Genomic DNA, 24,120 nt, shown 5'->3' with positions numbered 1-24,120 from the left:
ACTAAATCCTTACTAGAGGGTAGGATTTTTAGCTTGTTTGATTACAATTTTTGGATGATGCATTTGATAGTAATTTTAATGTTTCTGATTTTTGTTTGGGTAATGAATTTTTACATTTTATGTGACTGAAAATTAGTTATTTGTCATTTCGAACGAAACGAAGTGTAGTTGAGAAATCTCGCATTTAATTTGAGATTTCTCCACAAGGTCGAAATGACATTCGTTTTAAATATTATAAATTGCATTTACTAAAAAACAGTATTTCTAAATCAAACTTACGCTAATGAGCTAGCCTAAAATGGAGTTGAAAAATCTATTTATTTGTGAATGTAATAGGTTAAATTTCTCTACAAGGTCGAAATAACAGACACAAAATACTTTTTAGACAACTACTTATCTTTTCTATTTATAAATCAATACAACTAAAAAACAATGAAAAATCTACTTAGAAAAAATTGGCTTCTTTTTTTAATGGCAAGTTTAACCTTGGGGTTAGCTCCTTTTAATCCGCCACATATTTGGGGTAAAATAAAATGGATTGCTGGTGGCAATGCTTTTACAGGAGAAAATGCAATGCAAGCCAAAGATTGGTTTGATGTTTTTTTGCATGGTATACCTTGGGTTTTATTACTGCTTGCCTTACTACTGAACCTTAAAAAAGAGAAAAAGTAACGTAAGCATACTTTTTACAATTCGCATTAAAATAAATAGTGATAAAGAATTATGTTAACTTAAAAAAGTAATTAAAACTATCGTTTTATTTTTTTACGAGTTGCCTAATTTTAAAATTTAATGCAGCAAATAATAAGGTAGTAAACGGACTTAAATAATTAAAAATAGCATACACAAAATAATCTGCTACAGAAACACCTAATACACTAGATTGGTATGCCCCACAAGTATTCCAAGGAATTAAAACAGAGGTTACTGTACCAGAATCTTCTAAAGTTCTACTCAAATTTTCTGGCGCTAAACCTTTATCTTCATAAGCCTTTTTAAACATTTTACCTGGTATTACAATAGCCAAATATTGGTCGGATGCAATTGCATTTAATCCTAAACAACTTAATACTGTACTTGCAAATAAACCAAAAACAGAACTGGCTACTGCCAATAAACTTTTTGTAATTTTTGCTAATGCGCCAATTGCATCCATAATTCCGCCAAAAACCATAGCACAAACTATTAACAAAATAGTCCATATCATTCCATTCATTCCTCCAGAAGAAAATAATTCAGATAATTTTTCATTATCTGTTTCTACAGTAGTATCAGATAAAACAGCATTAATTACTGCTTGTGTATTAGAATCTGAAAGAGTTGCTAGCACATTTTCCTGAAAAATAAATGCAAATATACCTGCTAAAACAACTCCTGTTACTAAAGCTATTAGTGGTTTTGTTTTCATTAAAATCATAGCAATTACAACACCAGGCACAACAAATAACCAAGGTGTTATTTGAAATGTATTTTTAATAGATTTTAGTAAATTACTTATATCTGCACTACCTGTTGTATCTATTGTACTGCTTAAAATAGCAAAAACAATTAATGTGATTATAACAGTTGGTACAGTTGTAAATGCCATATATTTTATATGCGTAAATAAATCTGTACCAGCCATTGCTGGTGCTAAATTTGTGGTATCTGAAAGTGGCGACATTTTATCGCCAAAATATGCACCTGAAATTACAGCTCCTGCAATCATACCTGTTGGTATGCCCAAAGCACTACCAATACCCACTAATGCAATACCTACAGTGGCAGAAGTTGTCCAAGAACTACCTGTAGCAATAGAAATTATTGCTGCAATTATAACAGACGCTGGTAAAAATATTTCTGGACTCAAAACTTGTAAACCATAATACACCATTGCTGGTATAATACCAGAAACCAACCAAGTACCTGCAAGTGCACCTACTAAAAACAAAATCATAATGGGTACAAAAACACTTTTCCAGTTTTCCCAAACCTCGGCAATCATAGTGTTTATAGCAACTTTATTAAAAAAACCAACAATTGTTGCCACCAAACCTCCTATTAATAAAATATATTGATTTGTGTAAGCTCCAAACCATTCTTGGTCTTCTACAAAGAAAATATTATACGCTAACAGCCCCATTAAAATTATTACGGGAACCAAAGATTCTAAAAGGTTTAATTCTTTATTGCTTTTAATTTTCTGATTTTCTATGCTGATATCAGAAAGGTTTTTCGAGTCTGGCATTGTACATTTTTTGTGTTGTAATGTTACGATTTTACCAGATGTTATGCAAATTGAATCTGTTAACTTACCTTTACTTTATGGATTCCTTAACCCAAATTATTTTAGGTGCCGCCTGTGGCGAAATTGTACTTGGTAAAAAAATTGGTAATAAAGCATTGCTGTTTGGTGCAATTGGTGGCACAATACCAGATTTGGATGTTTTTATTGGTAAACTACTTTACAATAACGAAATACAAGCCATGGCTTTTCATAGAGGTTTTATGCACTCTATCTTTTTTTCCATTTTAGGTGCTTTTTTGTTTGGGTGGCTAAGTTACCAACTATACAATACAGGTGTTAGAAAAGAAACTACAACTTTAAAAAACTGGATTTTACTTTTCTTTTGGGCTATTTTTACACATCCTATTTTAGATTCTTTTACACCTTATGGTACACAGCTTTTTGCACCAATAACAAATTATAGAATTGCTTTTAATACCATATCTGTTGCAGACCCTTTATACACACTTCCGTTTTTAATTTGTATGATTGCTGTGCTATTTATAAAAAGAACAAGTACCAAAAGAATGCAATGGACAAAAGCAGGAATTTATATTAGTTCTTGTTATTTGATTTTTACAATTGGAAACAAAATCTTCATAAATACCGTTTTTAAAAAATCTTATGAAAAAGCAAATATCAACTACAATCGTTTTACAGCACAACCTACAATTTTAAATAATATTTTATGGTATGCAGTTGCAGAAACAGAAAATGAATACCACTTTACATTTTACTCTTTATTAGATAAAAGTGAAACTGCAAATAATATTATTACAATACACAAAAATCATAATTTAATAGGAATGACTGCCCCTAATTTACAAACGTTATCTTGGTTTAGTAATGGCTATTTTAATATTTATAAGAGAGATAAAACAGGTACTTATAAGTATGTAGATTTAAGATATCCTCCTTTAAACCCAGATGATGTAAAAACTTCTGTATTTAATTTTACGGTATTTCATAAAAATAACGAATGGGATATTTTACCGTTTATGGGAAAGGCACCTAAAAAAGAAGATTTTAAGCTGTTTTTAGCGCGTATCAAAGGAATTAATTAATAGCTTAACAAAGTCAAAATTTACTTAATAGAAGCGTGCAGGGTTCTCTATAAAATTAAAACAACCGTTTGAAATTCCTTTACAAACGGCATTTTAAAATCTGGTTTTAAATTTTAACCAAAACTATTTTCTCTGATTCTTTTTGAATTCGTTGCCCATAAAAATCTTTTAGTGCTGCATAATATTGTACATTTACCTGTGGTTGGTTCATTTCTACCATGCAAGTAGTTTTAATTTTATTTCCTTCTTGTTTTATTACAAACTTAAAAACACCCAAATCGTCTGGTAAACCAATAGCCATACTTTCTGGTATAGACGCTACTTTATATCCTTCTGGAATTTCAATAGTTACCATATGTTTATCTTTCCATGGTGTTGTAAAATCTACAGGAAATTTTCTTTCTTCTAATTTAAATGGATTTTCGTGATGCGATAAAAACAATAATGGCTCTATATATAACTTTCCATTAATATCTTCCACTAAATCTTCACTTAAAAACTTTACGTTTCTAGTTATAGGTTTAGACAATTTGTTTTTGTTTATAATATTAAAATTGTCTATTTCTATATTATTATTTTCCTCTAAAGCTTTAATTATACCTTCTTCTTTAAGATGATTTGTATTTTTTCTAAACGTTAATGCAGTTAAATTCATAAATTTAGTTCTATACATGCCTTCTACCATTAAATCATCCTTTATTTTAACCATCACAATATTCTCTTCAATAGCCGGTTTTCTAGATTTTAAGCTAACCCAAGAAGAAGCCCCGTTTTTGGCTATTTTTCTACCATTCCAATTTAGAACTCTCCTTGGCAACGTAGTTGGTGTGCTATACATTTCTGTAGCATCTAATAAAACATAAGAATTATTTGGAAAATCTACTGCAGTAATTACATAATCAAAACCATCTATTGTAGGGAATAAAGGCACACCATTTCCTTTGGAACTTACTAAAACAGGACTAGCATTTAAACCTGCATAATTTAGCATAGAAGTAAGCATTAAATTAATATCTCCAACATTACCAGATTGTTCTTTATACGCCTTTCTAACTCCTTTTTCCGCAGAAAAACCGTAAAAACCATTCCATTTTACTTTACTTTTTACAAAATTAAAAATAAGATATAATTTCTCTGAATCTGTTTTTGCATTTACCAGTAATTTATTTAAATCTTCTTTATAATAATTTTGCCTTTTTAACTCTCCACCAAAACTAGAAAATTCATTAATTTGTCTACCTACAGCAGACCAAGAATTCGAAAAGTTTTTTATGTCTCCTCCAAATCTTAAAAAATTTACTTGAGTCAGCTCAAAAGACATTCCTCCTCTATAAGCTCTAATACTTCCTACATAAGGTTCATCATCTTTTAATGCAGGTATGTTTTCTCCTTCAAAATTTAAAATCTCTGTATTGTACGTTTCATTTTCGCTTAAAACACGCGTTCTTCCATCAATTTTCATAGGCACCATAAAGTACCCTGTATTTTTCTTTTTGTAAATAAAAAACTCTGGTATTTCTACACGCGCATCAAATTTTTTAACAGGAATTGCATATTGAAACTTTACATCGTCTACACTTGATGTTCTTGGCGAAACTATTGTATATTTTAACTCGATTATAGAACCTACTTTAATTGAAGGCATTGTTACTTTACGATCTAATCTGTATTTATTTTTTCTTACTTTAAAAATATTTTTACTTGATAATTTTTCTTTAACCACCTTACCATTTTCTAGGTTAAACGTATACCCTTTAATACCATTAACTTGATCTGAACTTGACACGCTAGCCTCAGGATCGTATACAGAAATTATTTTTGTAGCATAATTAAATGCCTCTTTATTATAAATTTTTATGCGCTCGTGACATGTAGTCATTATTTGCCAGCCATCTGAGTTTAATTTGTATTCCGTATTTCTTTTTTTAAATAGATAGGTAGCACTTGCAGTAGAGTCTGCAGGGTTAAATTTTTCTTGCAACTCTTCTTTAGATACTTTACCAAACTTATAATTTTGTGCAACTAAATTAAAAGCACTTAACAATAAAACGAGTGTTATAAAATTTTTCATTATTTGGTTAGATTTTTGGTTATGGCAATTCTTAAATTTTCGTGTTTGGCAATACTTCTTCTAAAACTTCTATAAGCCTTATAATCTTCTTTAGGATATACACCTTCTTTAATTACAACAGCTTTTTCATATTTAAAAGTGGTTTCATCTAATTTTGTGAACTTTACTTGATAATAACCAAATTTTGTTTTTAGTTCTTTTGCATCAGGCAATGCAATTAAGTTATATCCTTTAGGCAATTTAATCTTATAAAAATCTGCATCTTTGTAACCAGTAGAAATTTGTAAAGGCAACTTTCTATTTCTATATCTTTTTGGTATATAATTATCTCTATTAAAAACATTTACTCTAAACAAGAATTCATTTTCGTTTATTGTGGCGTAATTTTTTATGGAAACCTCTAAATCTTCTTCAAAAACAACGTTTTCCTTATCATTTTTTAAGACAACAGACTCAATCTCTAGGTTATTATTGTAATCCCAAACATTAGATTTGTAATTTTTTATGAGCTCTTCTTTGCTTATGGTCTCTAAATAAAACTTATCATCATATTGCAAACCTTTAGAACTTCTTTTTAAATTGGCTTGCAAATCACCATTATCTAAAAGTTGAATTTCACCTTTTAAGGTTTGTAAATTTGTTTCGTCTTTATAAGAAGTTGTTTTTTTAATAATGCCACCTTCTGGTGTTACAACCAACACATTTCTATCATGTGTAAAACTGCCTAAAAAGCCAAATGGCGTGGTTTGGCTGGTACACTCTAACCAAATATCATTTCCGTCTTTATTAGGTAAATTCAATATTACATGATTTCCTTGTATAGATGAAAATTCTTTATCTATATCTCTTTTTTCATCTGCATAAACTACCGTATAATAAGCAGTAACTCCTACCGCTTCTAAAAGTGCTTTTGTATAATTTGTTAAGCCTTTACAATCTCCATAACCTACAGCATCAACTGTATTTGCAGCAATAGGCTCCCAACCACCAATGCCCACTTGTACGCTAATGTATCTGGTTTTTTCTTGCATAAACTTATATACAATTTTCGCTTTTTCTATAGGATCTTGCACGTCTTTAACCAAAGCTTGTACGGCTGCAACTGTCGCTTCATCCAACTCATCTCTACCCAAAAGTAGTTTCTCATGCATCCATTTTCCAAAATCTTTCCAATTGGTGTAAGCACCTTCAACGCCTTTTAATTTAAAGTTGTCTAATGCAATTAATGCTTTTGGTAATAAATCTCTATATGCGATTGTATTTCTTTCGTAAACAAACGCTTTTTGATTTTCTAATATATATTGAATTGCCGTTTCTGATTCTGCACTCTTAATATTGAAGTTTTTAAAATTTGTACGCTTAAAATGCCAAGGAATTGCATTAGGGTTTTGTATGGTATAACTACTTTTTTGTACGGAAATATGATATCCATTTACGGGATACCACCAAGGAATAAAACCCGTTGTAGACGTTTTATATTCAGACTCAAAAACTAATGTATACGGATAAGAAATAGGAGTGTAATCTACATATTTTACCCTTGCATCTGAGTACAAGGTACCTCCATCTACTGCACTAACATCTGAAAAATCTCGTTCTTTATATTTTTTAATTTCTTTACCAAAACCATTGTAAATGTATGCAGTTAGTTCTGTAATTTTAGTATCATTATCATAACTCTCTCCAATTTTAGCGTCTACATTACCTATTTTATTTAAAACGGTAACTACCTTTCTTTTGCGCACAATCATTTTGTCTAGATCTTCTATAATAATTTCTATAGAATTATCTCTAACAACTGCGTTTGCATTCTCTTTTAAATCCTTAGGAATAGTAAAAACTGAATAATCAATAGCTTGACTTTGCATTTGAAAAACAAAGAAAACAGAAGTAATAAGTAAGGAATAAATTAACTTTCTCATAATTTTATTTGTGCAATTATACAAAAAAGCAAATAAAATTAATTTACGTTTCCAATAAAAACATAACATGTACTGCTCATATTCTTATTTTTTTTAAGTAATCAATCTTTGGTGAAAAGTATTTAAAATAAAAAAGCTCGAAATTTAAATTTCGAGCTTTTAGTCTAATATCTTAGTAGATATTTATTTGTTGGCGTGAGAACCATCACAATATCCGTCTTTATCAGATGTTAATCCACATCCACAAGGTCTTTGGGCTTTTAAATTTTTCATAATTGCTTATTTTTAGTAGTTTTAATTAGGCTTTAGTTTTTACGGTAAAAGATAATTCCATATTATCATCTATAAACTTATCTTTAAGATTATCAAAGAAAGATTTAGAACCGTACTTTACATTAAACTCTGCTCTGTTTACCATAAAAGCTTCACTTTTAAATATAGTAACTCCATTATCAGAATTAACAGTTGCAGGTATTGTAATGCTTTTGGTTACATCTTTAACGGTTAAGTTACCTGTAACGTGTATTTTATCTCCTTTATCTTCTACATTAGTTATTACAAATTTAGAAGTTGGGTATTTAGCTACATCAAAAAAATCTGCGCTTGTTAAATGCCCTAATAATTTTCCGTTTCCTTCGTTATCTGCTGGTATATCTAAAACTTTTATAGATGTCATATCAATAACAAATTCTCCACCAACTACTTTGCCGTTCTCAACTAACAAATCTCCATCTTTAATCATAACGTTTCCATTATGCGCCCCTGTTGGTTTTGTTCCTTTCCAGGTTAAAACAGATGCAGTGGTATCTACATTATTTAATTCAGAAACATTAACTGCTACTTTTTCTGCAGCTTTAGTGGTTACACTCTCCTTTTTTTGTTTACAAGCTGCAAATACAGATCCTACTAATACTAATACTACTATTAATTTTTTCATTTTTGTTTTAATTAGTTGATAATTTATTTTCCATGGCAAATATATTGTAATTTATTTTCCTTGGAAACTAATTATTGGTTTTTATGATAAAATTAACAACATGTGCAGCAGCTTGCAAACCAAATGCAGCAGGCATATAACTAATTGTACCATAATAGGATTTCTTAAAATTTGTACCATCTGTTACTTTTACACTAGCAGGAATTTGTACTTCTTCAGAATACACTGCTTTTACGCCTTTGTCTACTTTTCTTTCTTTTAAGCGCTTTCTTAAAACTCTGGCCATGGTGCAATTTTTAGTTTTAGCAATATCTTTTACCCTAATTTTTGTTGCATCTAACTTACCTCCTGCGCCCATAGAAGAAATAATTTTAACTTTTTTTCTTCTGGCTGCCACAATTAAATTCACCTTTGGTGTAATAGAATCTATACAGTCTAGTACATAATCAAACTCTTTTGCAACAATTTCATAAGCTCTTTCTGGAGACAAAAATTCGGTTAAAACCGTTAACTCAAGATCCTTATTTATTTCTTTAAGTCTTGCTGCCAAAACTTCGGTTTTTAATTTACCAATAGTAGAATCTAATGCAGGCAATTGTCTATTTTTATTGGTTTCATCAAAAACATCACCATCTACAATTGTTATTTTACCAACACCTGCTCTGGCTATAAATTCTGCGGCATAAGAACCAACACCACCTAAACCAACAATTAAAATATTTGCGTTTTGCAACTTTTCTAAACCTTCTTTTTGCACTAATAATTCAGTACGTTCTAACCAACTCATTTGCTAAATATTGTATTAAAGTTTTGTTTAATATGCTCTTGTAATTTTATCAATGTTATCTTTTTTATAGCTGAAGCTTGCCCATAAATTTCTTGAATGTCAATCTGACAATTATCTGTTTCAAATAAAATAGACGTTATTGGCATTGCTTTAAAAACTTCTTCTAATTTTTTATTGTTGATGATTGCCTTGCCAAAAGACAAGATAATATTGTTTTTAAGTAAACTTTGGGCAAGTTGAAGATTTTTATTAAAACCGTGTACAATCCAAACTTGTTTGGGTTTTAATTCTTTTTTAAACGCTATAATTTCTTGAAAACTTTTTACACAATGAATTATTAACGGTTTTTGATATTTTTCTGATAGCTGAATCTGTTTTCTAAATGTGCGTTTTTGTAAATTAAAATCGGTTTTCGTTAATTTATCTAAACCACACTCACCAATAGCCAAGCAATTTTTATATGATAATTTTTGTTCTAGAAATTTTAAATCTTCCTCAATTATAAGCTCATTAATAAACCACGGATGTATACCTATTGAAAAAGGTTTTGTAAAATCTGAAGAATTGGGATACTTATTTTCTATAGAAAACACGTTTTCTGTTGCCGATTTTTTATGTGTATGTACATCAAAAAAATCCATAGAACTATGCCTTGTTTTTAGAATCTATAATAATGGTTACAGGGCCATTATTTACTAACGCTACTTGCATATCTGCACCAAACTGCCCTGTTTGTATTTTTTTATTCAGTTCTTTTTCTAATGATAAAACAAAATTCTCATACAAAGGAATCGCAAGTTCTGGTTTTGCTGCTTTTATGTAACTTGGTCTATTTCCTTTTTTTGTTAAGGCGTGTAATGTAAACTGACTTACCACAATTACATCTCCATTTACTTCTAAAAGTGAATAATTCATTACCCCACTTTCATCATTAAAAATGCGCAAGTTTGTAATTTTTCTAACTAAATAATCTATATCTTCTTGGCTATCTTCTGCAACAATGCCTAACAAGATTAAAAAACCTGTTTTTATAGCTGCAACTTTTTTACTGCTAATTGTTACACTTGCTTTAGACACTCTTTGAATTACTGCTTTCATAATCCCATCTTTTATTCTTCCAAAAGGGAAGAAAAATCTTGTAGTATTTGGTATTTATAGTTTTTAGTAAACTTAACAAATCTGGTTTTCTACCTTAATAAACTACTGAGAATCCTCATTCCAAATATCTGTTCTAAAATGCTCAGATTCTTGTTCGCCTTCTAAAATTTGTAAATAACTTTTGTAACGAGACCAAGATACGTTCTCTTCTTCTAAAGCTGCTTTAACTGCACATTTTGGTTCTTTTAAATGCAAACAATTGTTGAATTTACAGTTTTGTTTTAGAGCGAAAAATTCTGGAAAATAATCGCCTAGTTCATATTTATCTATATCTACCACACCAAAACCTTTAATACCTGGTGTATCTATAATTCTTGCATTAAAACTTAAATCATACATTTCTGCAAAAGTAGTGGTATGTTTCCCTTGGTTGTGTTGATCTGAAATTTCTTTAGTTTTTAAATCTAAACTAGGTTCTATAGCATTTACTAAAGTAGATTTACCTACGCCAGAATGCCCTACAAACATGGCAGTTTTGCCTAGCATTAATTCTTTTACTTGGTCTATATTTTTATTTTCTGTGCCAGAAACTTCTAAGCAAGTATAGCCTATTGCTTCATAAATATCTTTTAAATATAAAATTTCTGCACGTTCTTCTATCGCATAAGAATCTATTTTATTAAAAACTAAAACAGTGTCTATTCTATAAGCTCTTGTAGAAACTAAAAAACGGTCTATAAATGTGGTAAATGTTGGCGGATTATTAATAGTGATTAATAAAAAAACCAAATCTACATTGGCAGCAATAATGTGGGTTTGTTTTGATAGGTTTACAGATTTTCTAACAATAAAATTTTCTCTATCTAAAATGGTTTTGATTACGCCTGTTTCTTCGTCTCCTTTTTTTTCTAAATCGAACACTACTTTATCGCCAACAGCAATAGGATTGGTACTTTTAATCCCTTTTATTCTAAACTTTCCTTTAATTCTACATTTATGAAAATTACCATCTGTAGATTTCACAAAGTACCAACTTCCTGTAGATTTGTATACGATTCCTGTCATTATTACAAAGATGCAGAATTTTCTGTAAAAAACAGGATTTTAGTGTTATTAAGGTTTGTTTTTTGGTAGCGCTATTTCATTTTTATTAAATTGTAAGTTTTGTGGGAGTTACTTTGTGTTGGTTACTGTTGCGTTAGTTTTTTATGGGTCTTCTCTCTACGTTCGAAGTGACAAGTTTGTGGGGAGACAAGTTTGTGATGTTTACTCTTTTGCGCGCGAATCCTGTCATTTCGAACGATAGTGAGAAATCTCATAATACTGCTCACGTTTAGCTTTGCTTACTGTTGGGTTGCTTACTCTTGGGTTAGCTTGTTTATGCGACTTCTCTCTGCGTTCGAAGTGACAAACGTTGTGGGCACAAGTTTGTGGTATTTACTGCTTCGCGGGCGAATCCTGTCATTTCGAACGATAGTGAGAAATCTCATAACACTGCTCACGTTTAGCTTTGCTCAAGTTTGTGATGCTTACTGTTGCGTTAGCTCGTTTATGCGACTTCTTTCTACGTTCGAAGTGGCAAGTTTGTGGAGAAAAATGTGGTTTGATTTTATTTTAGTACTTTTAAATAAAAAATGCTAAATTCACAAAAAGGCTTTCACAGTTATTATGTGTACATTATCACTAATGCATATCGTTCTACATTTTATATTGGTGTAACTAATAACCTTAAGAGACGTCTTGCTGAACATAAAACAAATATTAATAACAAGAAAAAAACATTTGCAGCTAATTATAACCTAGAATTTTTAGTTTTTTACGAAAAATATACTTGGATACAAATAGCTATCGCTAGAGAAAAAGAGCTCAAAAAATGGAGACGCGAAAAAAAATTAGCCCTTATTCGTACAAACAACCCTTCTTTTGCTTTTTTGAATAGCGAGTTTGAGTGAGTGGTACTTTAATTTTACCCGTAATTTTGTCTTTTTGATGATAAGAGGAATCTGATGGTGTTGTTTACTGTTGTGGTTGCTTACTCTTATGTTAGTTATATTATGGGACTTCTCTCTGCGTTCGAAGTGACAAATGTTGTGGGCATAAGTTTATAGTGCTTACTCGTTTGCGCACGAATCCTGTCATTTCGAACGATAGTGAGAAATCTCATTGCGTTGCTCACGTTTTGCTTTGCTTACTGTTGTGGTGGTTACTCTTGCGTTAGTTTGTTTATGGGACTTCTCTCTACGTTCGAAGTGACAAACGTTGTGTTGCTTACTCTTGCGTTAGCTGGTTTATGGGACTTCTCTCTGCGTTCGAAGTGACAAACGTTGTGGAACAAGCGTTTTTTACCCGCAATTTTGTCTTTTCGACGGTAGGAGAAATCTCATAATACTGCTCACGTTTGTGTGCTTACTATTGTGGGCTTACTCTTGCGTTAGCTGGGTTATGGGACTTCTCTCTGCGTTCGAAGTGACTAGCGTTGTGTGCTTACTGTTGTGTGCTTACTCTTGCGTTAGCTGGGTTATGGGACTTCTCTCTACGTTCGAAGTGACAAATTTTGCGTTTTTTTTATGAACTTATGCTCGAATGAAGCAATACGCGTTAGGGATTGAGCGGTTTGTTTGAACTCTCCCGCGCTTTTCGCGGGAAGTGAGTAGCGAAAGCCCGACCCTTGTGGTAACGCCCAAATAAAAATATTATGCAAAAAAAAATCCTACAAAGTTTAACCTTGTAGGATTTGTAATTTTTATTAAAAGATGCTGAAACAAGTTCAGTATTATCCGTTAATAATTTTTTCTTGGTGGTTTATAGATTCTTGGTGAATGGCTTTAAACATTTTAAGTATAAACTCTTCACTTAATCCTTTTCCGTTTCCTTCTAAAACCATGTTTCCTAAAATCTCGTTCCAACGTTTAGATTGTAAAACGGCAACGTTTTTTTCTTTTTTTAAGGCACCAATTTTATCGGCAACTTGCATACGTTTTCCTAAAAGATCGATTAATTGATCGTCTACCACATTAATTTGAGCTCTTAAGTTTTCTAAAGATTCTCTATAATCTGCAGAAGTTTCTGTTTCTTTTTTAATTTTTAAATCTACCATGATTTGCTTTAAGGTGTCTGGCGTTACTTGTTGTGCAGCGTCTGACCAAGCGTTTTCTGGATCGAAATGTGTTTCTATCATTAAACCATCGAAGTTTAAGTCTAAAGCGGTTTGTGAAACATCAAAAATCATATCACGCTTTCCTGTAATATGTGATGGATCATTAATTAATGGTAAATCTGGGAATTTGTTCTGGAATTCTATTGCCAATTGCCATTCTGGATTGTTTCTGTACTTTGATTTCTCGTAAGTAGAGAATCCTCTGTGAATTGCTCCTAAATTTTTGATTCCTGCTGTGTATAATCTTTCTATACCACCTAACCATAAAGCCAAATCTGGATTTACTGGGTTTTTTACCAATACAATTTTGTCTGTACCTTGTAATGCGTCTGCAATTTCTTGCATTATAAATGGCGATACTGTAGAACGTGCACCAATCCACAATAAATCTACATCATTTTCTAGCGCTAATTTACAGTGTGCTGCATTGGCAACTTCTGTACAGGTTCTCATACCAGTTTCTTCTTTTACCTTTTTTAACCAACCTAAACCTAAGGCACCAACACCTTCAAAATTTCCTGGTCTTGTTCTTGGTTTCCAAATACCTGCTCTATAGTAATTTACATCAGAATCTTTTAATTCGTGTGCAATTTTTAAAACCTGTTCTTCGGTTTCTGCACTACAAGGCCCTGCTATTACTAGTGGATGATCTAGTTTCATATCATCCAACCATGTTCTTAATTCTTTTGTATTTTTCATTCTAATAATTAATTTGTGTTATTTGGTTTGAAATTTCTCCACAAGGAGGAAATGACAAAACAAACAACGATTTTTGGCTTTTATTTTATGCCGTTTAAAATTTGCTTTATATAATTTGTATTCTCCATTTCGTTAAAAATTTCGGAGAAATTATCTTTTTGCATTAACTCCTTAAATTGTTGTAAATTATTAATGTATTCTTCTAACGTTTCTATTACGTTTTCTTTGTTTTGTTTAAAAATTGGTGTCCACATTGCAGGACTACTTTTTGCCAAACGCACGGTAGATTCAAAACCAGAACCTGCCATATCAAAAATATCGCGTTCATTTTTCTCTTTTTCTAGCACTGTTTTTCCTAACATAAATGAACTTATGTGGGAAAGGTGCGAAACATACGCAATATGTTTGTCATGCGATTTTGCATCCATATAACGAATACGCATTCCAATGGCATTAAAAAGTGCCAAAGCTTGTTCTTGTAACTTAAAAGTTGTTTTTTCTACTTCGCAGATAATATTGGTTTTCCCTTTATACAAGCCAGAAATTGCAGCTGTTGGTCCAGATTTTTCTGTACCAGCAATTGGGTGGCATGCTAAAAAATTGCGTCTTCTTTTATGATGTTCAACTACTTTACAAATTGCTTCTTTTGTTGAGCCTGCATCTATTACCAATGTATTGTCTGAAATTTTATCTAAAACGGTTGGTAATAATTTTACAGTGGCATCTACAGGAATTGATATAATTACCAAGTCTGCATTTTCTAAATCGTCTAAGGTTGCTTTCTTATCGATTAAGTTTAATTCTAATGCTTTGTGTAAGGTTTCGTCTTTTCTGCTAATTCCGTGAATTATAGCTTCTAAATTGTGATTTTTAATATCGATAGCAAAACTACCTCCTATTAATCCGATTCCTATGCAAAATATGTTTTTCATAATCAATGCTTTTGGCTTTTTGCTTTTGGCTTTTGGCTTTTTTTTTGTTTTCTGTTCTTATTATGAGATTTCTCCTAAAGTAGAAATGACATTTAAATTCTAAAATTTTATATATGCAGCAAAATTACTGGCAACTGCGACTGAAAAACTGCAAACTTATTTTACAACCTACTAATCGCTTCTTTAATTACCTCTTCTGTTACACATAATGAAAATCGAATATAACCTTCGCCTTGTGAACCAAAAATAGTTCCTGGTGTTATAAAAATATCGTTTTCATATAATACTTTATCGGTAACTTCTTCTGCTTTTTTTCCTTCAGGAATTTTTGCCCAAACAAATAAACCAGTTGCATTTGTATTGTAAACTGCGCCTAATTTATCTGCCAACTGCCAAATTAATGCTCTTCTTTTTTTATACACCTTATTTTGTTCTAAAAACCAATTATCTGATAATTGTAAGGCTTCTATAGCTCCTTTTTGTATGCCATAAAACATACCAGAATCCATATTAGATTTTACTTTTAAAACTTCGTTTATAAATGTTGCATTCCCTAAAAGCATTCCAACTCGCCAACCAGCCATATTAAAAGTTTTACTTAAAGAATTTAATTCTAAAGCAATGTCTTTGGCGCCTTCAACTTGTAAAATACTTATAGGATTATCGTTTAAAATAAAACTGTACGGATTGTCATTAATTATTAAAATATTGTGCTTTTTACCAAAAGCAACTAACTTTTCTAAGGTTGCTAAAGTTGCGTTTGTACCTGTTGGCATGTGCGGATAATTTACCCACATAATTTTTACATCTGTTAAATCTTGCTTTTCTAATTCATCAAAATTTGGTTGCCAATTGGTAGCTTCACTTAAATTATAAAACAACGGTTCTGCACCTACTAATTTGGTTACAGAAGTATAAGTTGGGTAACCTGGGTTAGGAATTAATGCTTTATCGCCTTCATTTAAAAAAGCCATAGAAATGTGCATAATACCTTCTTTACTTCCCATTAATGGCAACACCTCATTCTCTGGATTTGCATCTACAGAAAATTTATTTTTGTAAAAAGTTGCAATTGCAGCTCTTAACTCTGGCAAACCTTGATACGATTGGTATTTGTGTGCAGTAGCATCTGCTAAACTGCTAGATATTGCAGTAATAACATTTGCAGGAGGTTGTAAATCTGGCGAACCAATACCCATATTTATAATTGGTTTACCAGCTGCCACTAAACCCCTAACTTCTCTTAATTTTTTAGAGAAGTAATATTCTTTTACGGTATCTAATCTTTTTGCAGGTTTAATCACTTTCTTCCGTTTTTATAGGTTCCTAAAATTTTGAATTGTGCTGCCATTATTTCTATAATTGCAATCGCTTTTTGGTATTCTTTATAATCTTCAAAAGTAACATCAACAAAAAACGAATATTTCCAAGGGGTTTCTATTACAGGTAACGATTGTATTTTAGTTAAATTCATTTTACAATCACTCAACACATTTAAAATAGCTGCTAAACTGCCTCTTTTATGATCTAATTGAAATTTTAAAGAAGCCTTATTTACAGTTTCATTTACTGCTGGTTTTGCTGTTTGTACAATTACAAAACGTGTAGAATTATCTTTTATGGTCTGTATTTCATCTTCTAAAATAGCCAACCCAAAAATTTCTGCTGCTATTTTTGGCGCGATTGCAGCAATGCCTTTTAAATTTTCTTTTGCTATTCTTTTAGCCACTTCTGCAGTATCTGCATCTTCTACTAATTTAATATGCGGATGTTTTTTAAAAAACGCTTTACATTGTAATAATGCCATTGGATGCGACCACACTTCTTTAATATCTGCAATATTTTGCCCTTTTAAGGCCATTAAATGATGATGAATATTTAAATACTCCTCATTAGTAATGTGCAAATTATTGGCATCTATTAGTGCATAATTTGGTATTATTGAACCTGCAATGGTATTTTCTAAAGCCATAACACCTAAACTTGCACTTTTATCTAACAAACTAGCTACCAAAGCATCAAAAGACATACATTCTATTAATTGTATCTCTTCTCCATAAAAGTCTTTGGCAACTTTATGATGATTAGAGCCTTCTGCTCCTTGTATGGCGATTATTTTTTTCATTTTAGTTCAAAAAAAAAGCCTCGAGAATTAACGAGACTTTATATTTTATAGTTATTAATTATATACAAGTCTCATCTCTTACTAAAAAAGTAAAAGTAAAAATAGAAACGTGTGTAAAAATTATTTAACATTTGTAATTCAATTATTTGAGTGACAAAACTAAAGATTAAATTGTTACTAGCAAACTTTATTAAAATAAATATAAAATATTTCTGAATTTAGTAACAAAACCGAATAAAAAAGAGCAAATTTTATACATGTAATAGAAATTTAAACCATTGATTACAAAAGATGTAATATTAATTAACTTAAAACCAAAATAGGTTTAAAGTATCTGTAAGAAATCAGAAAAATAATTCTATATTTGCAGGCGCATTAGAAAAATTTTAATGCAAATACATAAAAATCATTTAAATAATATTGGCATGTACTTAAGTAAAGAAGTAAAAGAAAGCATTTTCGAAAAACACGGTAAAGGAAAAAACGATACGGGTTCTTCTGAAGGGCAAATTGCGTTATTTACGCACAGAATTAACCATTTAACAGAGCACTTAAAGCAAAATCGTAAAGATTTTAATACAGAGCGTTCTCTAGTAATGATGGTTGGTAAGCGTAGAAGTTTATTAGATTATCTTAAAAAGAAAGATATTTTAAGATATCGTGCAATTATTAAAGAATTAGGAATTAGAAAATAATTCTTACAAAAAAGAGGTACTATAAACGTGCCTCTTTTTTATTGACAATAGTTTTGAAAAATGTTTCAAATAGAAAAATTGTTATTCCTGTAAAACAGGAATCTTAAAAATAATAGTTTCTGCTTAACAAACAGATGTTATATAAAAAAGCAAGAATCTTAACAAAATTCTTGTATTTCCATTGGAAAAACACACAACAACAAAAACAACACAACAACAAACAGATTAAAAAATTAGTATTACAAATTTATGATTCCAAAAGTATTTAGAGAGGTTATAGACCTTGGAGATGGAAGAACCATCTCATTAGAAACCGGTAAATTAGCGAAACAAGCGCACGGTTCTGTTGTTGTTCAAATGGGTAAAGCAATGTTATTGTGTACAGTAGTTTCTAGCTACAAAGCAGGTACCGTAGACTTTTTACCATTAACTGTAGATTATAGAGAAAAATTTGCTGCTGCAGGACGTTATCCTGGAGGATTCTTTAAAAGAGAGGCAAGACCAAGTGATGGTGAAGTATTAACAATGCGTTTAGTAGACCGTGTTTTACGTCCATTATTTCCAAAAGATTACCATAGTGAAGTACAAGTTATGATTCAGTTAATGTCTCATGATGAAGATGTTATGCCAGATGCATTAGCAGGTTTAGCAGCTTCTGCAGCTATTCAATTATCTGATTTCCCATTTGAATGCCCAATTTCTGAAGCAAGAGTTGCTAGAGTAAATGGCGAATTCGTAATCAACCCAAGTAGAGCACAATTAGCAGCATCTGACATTGATATGATGATTGGTGCTTCTGCAGATTCTGTAATGATGGTTGAAGGTGAAATGGATGAAATTTCTGAAGAAGAAATGGCAGACGCAATTAAGTTTGCGCATGAGTCTATTAAAATTCAATGTGCTGCTCAAGTAAAATTAGCAGAGGCTTTTGGTAAAAAAGAAACTAGAGAATACGAAGGAGAAAGAGAAGATGCAGATTTAGAAGCAAAAATCAACGATTTTTCTTACGACAAATGTTATGCAATTGCTAAAAAAGGAACTTCTAAAGTAGAACGTACAACTGCTTTTGCAGAAGTAAAAGAAGAATTAAAAGCTACTTTTACAGAAGAGGAGTTAGAAGACTATGGAGATTTAGTAGGTAAATACTTTAACAAATCTCAAAAAAATGCAGTTAGAGAATTAACTTTAGCAGAAGGTTTACGTTTAGATGGTAGAAAAACAGATGAAATTAGACCAATTTGGTGTGAAGTAGACTACTTACCTTCTACACATGGTTCTTCTATTTTTACACGTGGAGAAACGCAAGCATTAGCAACCGTAACTTTAGGAACTTCTAGAGAAGCTAATAAAATAGACATGCCATCTTATGAAGGAGAAGAGAGTTTTTATTTACACTACAACTTCCCTCCTTTTTGTACAGGTGAAGCAAGACCTTTAAGAGGTACTTCTAGAAGAGAAGTTGGGCATGGTAATTTAGCGCAAAGAGCGTTAAAAGGAATGGTGCCAGATGATTGTCCTTATACAGTAAGAGTAGTTTCTGAAGTATTAGAATCTAATGGTTCTTCTTCTATGGCAACTGTTTGTGCAGGTACAATGGCAATGATGGATGCTGGTGTGCAAATGACAAGACCTGTTTCCGGTATTGCAATGGGGTTAATTTCTGACGGAGACAGATACGCAGTTTTATCTGATATTTTAGGTGATGAAGATCACTTAGGAGATATGGATTTTAAAGTAACTGGAACAGCAGAAGGAATTACTGCTTGTCAAATGGATATTAAAGTAAAAGGATTGTCTTACGAAATTTTAGTGAATGCACTAAAACAAGCAAGAGACGGTCGTTTACATATATTAGAAAAATTAACGGATACTATTGCTAACCCTAATGAAGAGGTAAAAGCACATGCTCCTAAAATGATTAATAGAAGAATACCAAACGATTTAATTGGTGCTTTTATTGGTCCAGGTGGTAAAAATATTCAAGAATTACAAAAAGAGACAGAAACTACTATTGTAATTACAGAAGACCCAGTAACAGAAGAAGGAATCATTGAGATTTTAGGTACTAAACCTGAAGGAATTGAAGCAGTAATTGCAAGAATAGAGTCTATGTTATTCAAACCAGAAGTTGGTAGCGTTTACGAAGTAAAAGTTATTAAAATGTTAGATTTTGGTGCTGTTGTAGAATATGTAGAAGCTCCAGGAAATGAAGTTTTATTACATGTTTCTGAATTGGCCTGGGAACGTACAGACAATGTTTCTGATGTAGTTAAAATGGGTGATGTTTTAGATGTAAAATACTTTGGTTTAGACCCAAGAACTCGTAAAGAGAAAGTATCTAGAAAAGCTATTTTACCAAAACCAGAAGGTTATGTTGCAAGACCACCAAGAGATAACAATCGTGGTAGAGACAATAACAGAGGTAGAGATAATCGTGGACGTGACAACAGACGTGATGAGAGAAAACCAAGACAAGAAAAGAAAGAAGATTAAATTTTTCTAATTCTTTATAAGTTATTAAAATCGCCAATTAATTTTGGCGATTTTTTTTGTGCTTTTTTGTTACTTTGTTACTTAAATATATTTTATTGAAAGTTACAAAAATCACATATTTATCCTTAGGAACTAATGAAGGTAATAAAGCAGAAAACCTACAAAATGCAATACATGCTATTGCTGATAAAGTTGGTGATGTGCAAAAAATATCTTCTATTTACAAAACTGCTTCTTGGGGTTTTAATGGTAATGATTTTTACAATATCTGTATAAAATTATCTACAAACCTTTCACCTGAAATGGTATTAGAGTCCGTTTTAAATATAGAAACAACATTAGGCAGAGAGAGAACAGGTGCAAAAGAATATCAAAACAGAAATATAGATATTGATATTTTACTTTTTAATAATGAAATTATCTTATCAAAAGATTTAATTGTTCCACACCCAAAAATGTTAGATCGCAAATTTGTTCTCGTTCCTTTAGCTGAAATAGCTCCTTCAGTAATTCATCCAATAGAAAAAGAAAAAATTACAATCTGTTTACAAAATTGTGAAGACAATTCAGAAATCACCATAGTAAATAAAGAATTAAAACGTCCAATACCATTAAAAGAAAAATACAATTATATTGCAATAGAAGGTAATATTGGTGCAGGAAAAACATCATTAACAAAAATGATGAGTCAAGAGTTTAATGCAAAAACCGTTTTAGAGCAGTTTTCAGAAAATTCTTTTTTACCAAAATTTTACAAAGATCAAGCGCGTTATGCTTTTCCTTTAGAAATGAGTTTTCTTATGGATAGGCAAGAACAATTGAGCAAAGATTTGGCACAATACAGCTTAAGTGAAAATAGTATTATATCTGATTATTATATTTTAAAGTCAATAATATTTGCAGAAATAACGCTATCTAAAGATGAGTTTTTATTGTACAAAAAGATGTTTAATTTTATCTACAAAGAAATAACAAAACCAGATTTATATGTGTATTTGCATCAAAACACAGATAAACTTATAGAAAACATCAAAAAAAGAGGTAGAGCTTATGAAAAAAATATTTCTGCAGCATACTTACAAAAAATAGAAAACGGATATCATAATTTCATGAAATCACAAAACGATTTAAACTATTTAATAATAGATATCTCCGATTTAAATTTTGTTGAAAACCCTGAAGATTACAACTATATTATTCAGAAAATTATTAATAACTAACGTGAATTCGTTGTAACAAACACTGTAAGTTAGTCGGTTACGGTTTGTAATATTTCAAACGAATGTAATTTCCAATTAACGGAAAATACGAGATTTCTCAACTAAAGTTTGTTGCGTTTGAAATGACAAACAAACAATTTTCAGCTATATAAAAATATAAACTGCTGTAGTGATATTAGACACAGGTTAAATGAAAAATTTATTTGCGTAAAGTTCGTTGTTAATTATCTTGTTTTTTAAACTGTTATATTGCACTACTTAAACTTTTTGATGTGCAGTAATTACTTTTTCAGCTCTAACTTTTCTGCAAAATAATCACAAAAATCACGCATTGTAGCACTCATTTTTTGATCATCTGTAGCACGCTCAAAAGTATCTGCCATAGACACTAAAGTTTGATGATAAAATTGTTTCATTTCATCTACAGGCATATCTTTTGTCCACAAATCCATACGCAAAGTATCCTTTTTTTTGTGATCCCAAACAGAAATCATAATGGCTTTAGATTCCTCATTATCTATACCACCATCTTTTGCTTCCCATAAAATTTCTTCAGGCACTTTATTCTCGTCTAATCCAATATTAAATTTTATTTCAGATTGATGTTTTACTGACATAACGTTTTACTTTCTTGGTTTATATTTAGATTTAGAATATAAATCTGTTGTATTCATTTTTAATAATTCTTGCAAAGATACGTTATTATGTTTCATGTAAGAGCGTACAATTTGCCAACCAACCCAAACCCCAACTTTACCAGGCGAAAGCTTATCTTGTTCGGAATAAAATTTAGAAAATGGAGCGGTTTCTAAAAACCTACTATTCAGTTTAGTATCTGTACTAAACAACAATTCTTTTTCAATAAAATAACTCCAAATTTGCTCTTCATTAGCCAAAAGCCAATTGTATTTATCTGGGTTTGCACCAAATTTTAAATGATTGGCCACAGTTGGCAAATACGCATCTAATACATATAACTTCACTCCTTCTGCAATCATTTTTTGTAAAAAAGTTCTATCATTGGGTTTTGGTAAAACTTGCTGCGCTATAATTGTATTGGCTACATCTACAATTAAGTGTTCTTTTGTATTATTTTCTTTAATATAATTAGGATAGTCATTATAAAACGGATGGTTTTTACCCAAAAAGACATCTAAAGATAGAATTAACAAACTATCTGCATAAACCACTCTACTCTCATAATCTATATTTGTAAGCATAGTAACTACCTTAGGAGATTTAAATTTAGGATTGTAATATTTTACATGTTTAAATAAAGAAGTAAGTTGTTTTTTTATAGGTTCAAAATCTTTATAAACTTTCTGTGTTTCGGCAAATAATTCTTGCTCATCTTTACTATTAATTTTTGCTATAGCAATACTATCTGTAATTTCCTTTGGAAAAAATACAGCATACTTATTTTTTAATTGTTGTAAATCCTTGGCTTCAGTAGTATAAAAATCAATATCAAATCTATTTACCTTAAAATTTACATCTACCTTAGAAACATCAATATTTTGGTTGTTTTGTTTAGAACAAGAATAAAAACAGCATAAAACAAGTAAAAATCCTATAAAAAATTTCATAAACTTTGTATCTTAGTATTATAATTTAAAACGATAAAAATACTAAAATAGTTTCTCTAATGAATACAGAAAAGGTTGCTAAATACATAATAGATTGGTTAAAAACGTATGCAGAAAATGCCAAAGTAAAAGGTTTTGTTATTGGCGTTTCTGGTGGAATAGATTCTGCACTAACTTCTACGCTTTGTGCAGAAACAGGTTTTCCCACGCTTTGTGTAGAAATGCCTATACATCAGGCTGAAAGCCAAGTTACAAGAGCAGAAGAACATATTAAGCAGTTAAAATCTAAATACCCTAATGTTTCTGATACAAGGGTAGACTTAACCACTATGTTTGATGATTTTGTAAAATCTGTACCAAAAATTGAAAATTCTACTAAAGTAAATTTATCTTTGGCTAATACTAGAGCAAGATTACGTATGACTACTTTATATTATTTGGCTGGTATTAATGACTTTTTAGTTGTAGGGACAGGAAATAAGGTAGAAGATTTTGGCGTTGGTTTTTACACAAAGTACGGAGATGGAGGTGTAGATCTAAGTCCTATAGCAGATTTAATGAAATCTGAAGTATATGAACTTTCTGCTTTTTTAAATGTACCCAACTCTATACAAATAGCAGCACCAACAGATGGTTTGTTTGGAGATAGCAGAACAGATGAAGATCAATTAGGCGCATCTTATGACGAATTGGAATGGGCAATGCGAATGCAAGATAATGGCAAAAGCCAAAATGACTTTACAGGAAGACAAAAAGAAGTTTATACAATTTACGAGAGACTAAATAAAATTAACCAGCACAAAATGGTACCTATACCCGTTTGTGAAATACCTGAAAGTTTAAAATAAAAAAAATCCCGTAAATATTAATTTATGGGATTTTTTTTATTTTGAAGTTTAACTAATTCTATAATAAATTTGCCGCTATCATCATTTTTTTGATTCTCATATAAGCTCTTCTTTTAGATCCATTAGAGATTTCAAAAGGTAAAAAAATAAATAACTGAACGATCTTTAAAATTTGTAAAGCTTTTTTCATGGTCGGTGTTTTTTCTTTTAGCACTCGCAA

General features: G+C 30.9%; 21 protein-coding genes. 7 read left to right on the top strand and 14 right to left on the bottom strand.

Going from position 1 to position 24,120, the window contains the following annotated elements; all coding sequences use genetic code 11:
* Window positions 1–432 precede the first annotated feature (432 nt).
* Window positions 433–672: a hypothetical protein gene (locus Q0684_RS03750; RefSeq protein WP_299012703.1), complete on the top strand. Its 240-nt coding sequence runs from the start codon at window positions 433–435 to the stop codon at window positions 670–672.
* An 85-nt stretch (window positions 673–757) separates the two neighbouring features.
* On the opposite strand, the gene nhaC is transcribed toward Q0684_RS03750, so the two are convergent.
* Window positions 758–2,227, bottom strand: a complete 1,470-nt coding sequence (nhaC, locus tag Q0684_RS03745; protein ID WP_299012702.1) for a Na+/H+ antiporter NhaC — start codon at window positions 2,225–2,227, stop codon at window positions 758–760.
* 77 nt (window positions 2,228–2,304) lie between these two features.
* On the opposite strand from nhaC, the gene Q0684_RS03740 reads away from it, so the two are divergent.
* Window positions 2,305–3,330, top strand: coding sequence for a metal-dependent hydrolase (locus tag Q0684_RS03740; RefSeq protein ID WP_299012701.1), 1,026 nt, complete (start codon window positions 2,305–2,307; stop codon window positions 3,328–3,330).
* A 106-nt stretch (window positions 3,331–3,436) separates the two neighbouring features.
* Here the strand turns inward: Q0684_RS03740 and Q0684_RS03735 are convergent, their stop codons facing one another.
* From Q0684_RS03735 to rsgA, 7 genes are all read right to left on the bottom strand, one after another.
* Window positions 3,437–5,401: a DUF3857 domain-containing protein gene (locus Q0684_RS03735; RefSeq protein ID WP_299012700.1), complete on the bottom strand. Its 1,965-nt coding sequence runs from the start codon at window positions 5,399–5,401 to the stop codon at window positions 3,437–3,439.
* Window positions 5,401–7,323 carry a DUF3857 domain-containing protein gene (locus Q0684_RS03730; protein WP_299012699.1) on the bottom strand — a complete coding sequence of 641 codons (1,923 nt, stop codon included), beginning with the start codon at window positions 7,321–7,323 and terminating at the stop codon, window positions 5,401–5,403. The genes Q0684_RS03735 and Q0684_RS03730 overlap by 1 nt, the downstream gene beginning before the upstream one ends.
* 298 nt (window positions 7,324–7,621) lie before the next feature.
* Window positions 7,622–8,260: a YceI family protein gene (locus Q0684_RS03725; RefSeq protein ID WP_299012698.1), complete on the bottom strand. Its 639-nt coding sequence runs from the start codon at window positions 8,258–8,260 to the stop codon at window positions 7,622–7,624.
* Between the two features lie 67 nt (window positions 8,261–8,327).
* A complete protein-coding gene (locus Q0684_RS03720; RefSeq protein WP_299012697.1) occupies window positions 8,328–9,047 on the bottom strand; it encodes a tRNA threonylcarbamoyladenosine dehydratase in 720 nt (239 codons plus the stop codon).
* Window positions 9,044–9,688, bottom strand: coding sequence for a TatD family hydrolase (locus Q0684_RS03715; RefSeq protein WP_299012696.1), 645 nt, complete (start codon window positions 9,686–9,688; stop codon window positions 9,044–9,046). Before Q0684_RS03715 ends, Q0684_RS03720 begins: the two co-directional genes overlap by 4 nt.
* A 4-nt stretch (window positions 9,689–9,692) precedes the next feature.
* The gene (gene dtd, locus Q0684_RS03710) at window positions 9,693–10,145 is read right to left on the bottom strand and encodes a D-aminoacyl-tRNA deacylase (protein WP_299012695.1); all 453 of its coding nucleotides are present in this window, start codon (window positions 10,143–10,145) and stop codon (window positions 9,693–9,695) included.
* Between the two features lie 102 nt (window positions 10,146–10,247).
* Window positions 10,248–11,210 carry a ribosome small subunit-dependent GTPase A gene (rsgA, locus tag Q0684_RS03705; RefSeq protein WP_299012694.1) on the bottom strand — a complete coding sequence of 321 codons (963 nt, stop codon included), beginning with the start codon at window positions 11,208–11,210 and terminating at the stop codon, window positions 10,248–10,250.
* A 569-nt stretch (window positions 11,211–11,779) separates the two neighbouring features.
* On the opposite strand from rsgA, the gene Q0684_RS03700 reads away from it, so the two are divergent.
* A complete protein-coding gene (locus Q0684_RS03700) occupies window positions 11,780–12,097 on the top strand; it encodes a GIY-YIG nuclease family protein (protein WP_299012693.1) in 318 nt (105 codons plus the stop codon).
* 821 nt (window positions 12,098–12,918) lie between these two features.
* On the opposite strand, the gene Q0684_RS03695 is transcribed toward Q0684_RS03700, so the two are convergent.
* From Q0684_RS03695 to Q0684_RS03680, 4 genes are all read right to left on the bottom strand, one after another.
* A complete protein-coding gene (locus Q0684_RS03695) occupies window positions 12,919–14,001 on the bottom strand; it encodes a bifunctional 3-deoxy-7-phosphoheptulonate synthase/chorismate mutase type II (protein WP_299012692.1) in 1,083 nt (360 codons plus the stop codon).
* 80 nt (window positions 14,002–14,081) lie between these two features.
* Window positions 14,082–14,933 (bottom strand): prephenate dehydrogenase, encoded by an 852-nt coding sequence (locus Q0684_RS03690; protein ID WP_299012691.1) that lies wholly within the window; start codon window positions 14,931–14,933, stop codon window positions 14,082–14,084.
* 161 nt (window positions 14,934–15,094) lie between these two features.
* On the bottom strand, window positions 15,095–16,237 hold the full coding sequence (locus Q0684_RS03685; protein WP_299012690.1) for an aminotransferase class I/II-fold pyridoxal phosphate-dependent enzyme: 1,143 nt from the start codon (window positions 16,235–16,237) through the stop codon (window positions 15,095–15,097).
* A complete protein-coding gene (locus Q0684_RS03680; RefSeq protein WP_299012689.1) occupies window positions 16,234–17,058 on the bottom strand; it encodes a prephenate dehydratase in 825 nt (274 codons plus the stop codon). The genes Q0684_RS03685 and Q0684_RS03680 overlap by 4 nt, the downstream gene beginning before the upstream one ends.
* A gap of 425 nt (window positions 17,059–17,483) precedes the next feature.
* Here Q0684_RS03680 and rpsO point away from each other — a divergent pair, with 425 nt between their 5' ends.
* The 3 genes from rpsO to folK all read left to right on the top strand — a co-directional run bounded on the left by rpsO (window position 17,484) and on the right by folK (window position 21,466).
* Window positions 17,484–17,753, top strand: a complete 270-nt coding sequence (gene rpsO, locus Q0684_RS03675) for a 30S ribosomal protein S15 (protein ID WP_298767020.1) — start codon at window positions 17,484–17,486, stop codon at window positions 17,751–17,753.
* Window positions 17,754–18,002: 249 nt separating this feature from the next.
* Window positions 18,003–20,246 carry a polyribonucleotide nucleotidyltransferase gene (locus Q0684_RS03670; RefSeq protein WP_299012688.1) on the top strand — a complete coding sequence of 748 codons (2,244 nt, stop codon included), beginning with the start codon at window positions 18,003–18,005 and terminating at the stop codon, window positions 20,244–20,246.
* A 95-nt stretch (window positions 20,247–20,341) separates the two neighbouring features.
* Complete coding sequence (gene folK, locus Q0684_RS03665) at window positions 20,342–21,466, top strand: 2-amino-4-hydroxy-6-hydroxymethyldihydropteridine diphosphokinase (protein WP_299012687.1); 1,125 nt, start codon at window positions 20,342–20,344, stop codon at window positions 21,464–21,466.
* 281 nt (window positions 21,467–21,747) lie between these two features.
* Here folK and gldC read toward each other — a convergent pair whose 3' ends face one another.
* A complete protein-coding gene (gene gldC / locus Q0684_RS03660; protein ID WP_299012686.1) occupies window positions 21,748–22,083 on the bottom strand; it encodes a gliding motility protein GldC in 336 nt (111 codons plus the stop codon).
* 6 nt (window positions 22,084–22,089) lie between these two features.
* Window positions 22,090–23,052, bottom strand: coding sequence for a gliding motility lipoprotein GldB (gene gldB / locus Q0684_RS03655; protein WP_299012685.1), 963 nt, complete (start codon window positions 23,050–23,052; stop codon window positions 22,090–22,092).
* Between the two features lie 59 nt (window positions 23,053–23,111).
* Between gldB and nadE the strand changes: the two genes are divergently transcribed.
* Window positions 23,112–23,900, top strand: a complete 789-nt coding sequence (nadE, locus tag Q0684_RS03650) for an NAD(+) synthase (RefSeq protein ID WP_299012684.1) — start codon at window positions 23,112–23,114, stop codon at window positions 23,898–23,900.
* Window positions 23,901–24,120 lie beyond the last annotated feature (220 nt).

Source organism: uncultured Polaribacter sp. (assembly GCF_947503875.1).
Lineage (GTDB): Bacteria > Bacteroidota > Bacteroidia > Flavobacteriales > Flavobacteriaceae > Polaribacter.
This window is presented reverse-complemented; position numbering and strand designations above follow the sequence as displayed.

Bases quoted from the DNA above. Each gene is read 5' to 3' on its own strand.
- Q0684_RS03670 (WP_299012688.1), top strand. From the start codon at position 18,003: ATGATTCCAAAAGTATTTAGAGAGGTTATAGACCTTGGAGATGGAAGA.
- rpsO (WP_298767020.1), top strand. From the start codon at position 17,484: ATGTACTTAAGTAAAGAAGTAAAAGAAAGCATTTTCGAAAAACACGGT.
- Q0684_RS03715 (WP_299012696.1), bottom strand. From the start codon at position 9,688: ATGGATTTTTTTGATGTACATACACATAAAAAATCGGCAACAGAAAAC.
- Q0684_RS03690 (WP_299012691.1), bottom strand. From the start codon at position 14,933: ATGAAAAACATATTTTGCATAGGAATCGGATTAATAGGAGGTAGTTTT.
- gldC (WP_299012686.1), bottom strand. From the start codon at position 22,083: ATGTCAGTAAAACATCAATCTGAAATAAAATTTAATATTGGATTAGAC.
- Q0684_RS03680 (WP_299012689.1), bottom strand. From the start codon at position 17,058: ATGAAAAAAATAATCGCCATACAAGGAGCAGAAGGCTCTAATCATCAT.
- Q0684_RS03720 (WP_299012697.1), bottom strand. From the start codon at position 9,047: ATGAGTTGGTTAGAACGTACTGAATTATTAGTGCAAAAAGAAGGTTTA.
- rsgA (WP_299012694.1), bottom strand. From the start codon at position 11,210: ATGACAGGAATCGTATACAAATCTACAGGAAGTTGGTACTTTGTGAAA.
- Q0684_RS03750 (WP_299012703.1), top strand. From the start codon at position 433: ATGAAAAATCTACTTAGAAAAAATTGGCTTCTTTTTTTAATGGCAAGT.
- Q0684_RS03740 (WP_299012701.1), top strand. From the start codon at position 2,305: ATGGATTCCTTAACCCAAATTATTTTAGGTGCCGCCTGTGGCGAAATT.
- gldB (WP_299012685.1), bottom strand. From the start codon at position 23,052: ATGAAATTTTTTATAGGATTTTTACTTGTTTTATGCTGTTTTTATTCT.
- Q0684_RS03730 (WP_299012699.1), bottom strand. From the start codon at position 7,323: ATGAGAAAGTTAATTTATTCCTTACTTATTACTTCTGTTTTCTTTGTT.
- dtd (WP_299012695.1), bottom strand. From the start codon at position 10,145: ATGAAAGCAGTAATTCAAAGAGTGTCTAAAGCAAGTGTAACAATTAGC.
- nhaC (WP_299012702.1), bottom strand. From the start codon at position 2,227: ATGCCAGACTCGAAAAACCTTTCTGATATCAGCATAGAAAATCAGAAA.
- Q0684_RS03735 (WP_299012700.1), bottom strand. From the start codon at position 5,401: ATGAAAAATTTTATAACACTCGTTTTATTGTTAAGTGCTTTTAATTTA.
- Q0684_RS03700 (WP_299012693.1), top strand. From the start codon at position 11,780: ATGCTAAATTCACAAAAAGGCTTTCACAGTTATTATGTGTACATTATC.
- Q0684_RS03725 (WP_299012698.1), bottom strand. From the start codon at position 8,260: ATGAAAAAATTAATAGTAGTATTAGTATTAGTAGGATCTGTATTTGCA.
- nadE (WP_299012684.1), top strand. From the start codon at position 23,112: ATGAATACAGAAAAGGTTGCTAAATACATAATAGATTGGTTAAAAACG.
- Q0684_RS03695 (WP_299012692.1), bottom strand. From the start codon at position 14,001: ATGAAAAATACAAAAGAATTAAGAACATGGTTGGATGATATGAAACTA.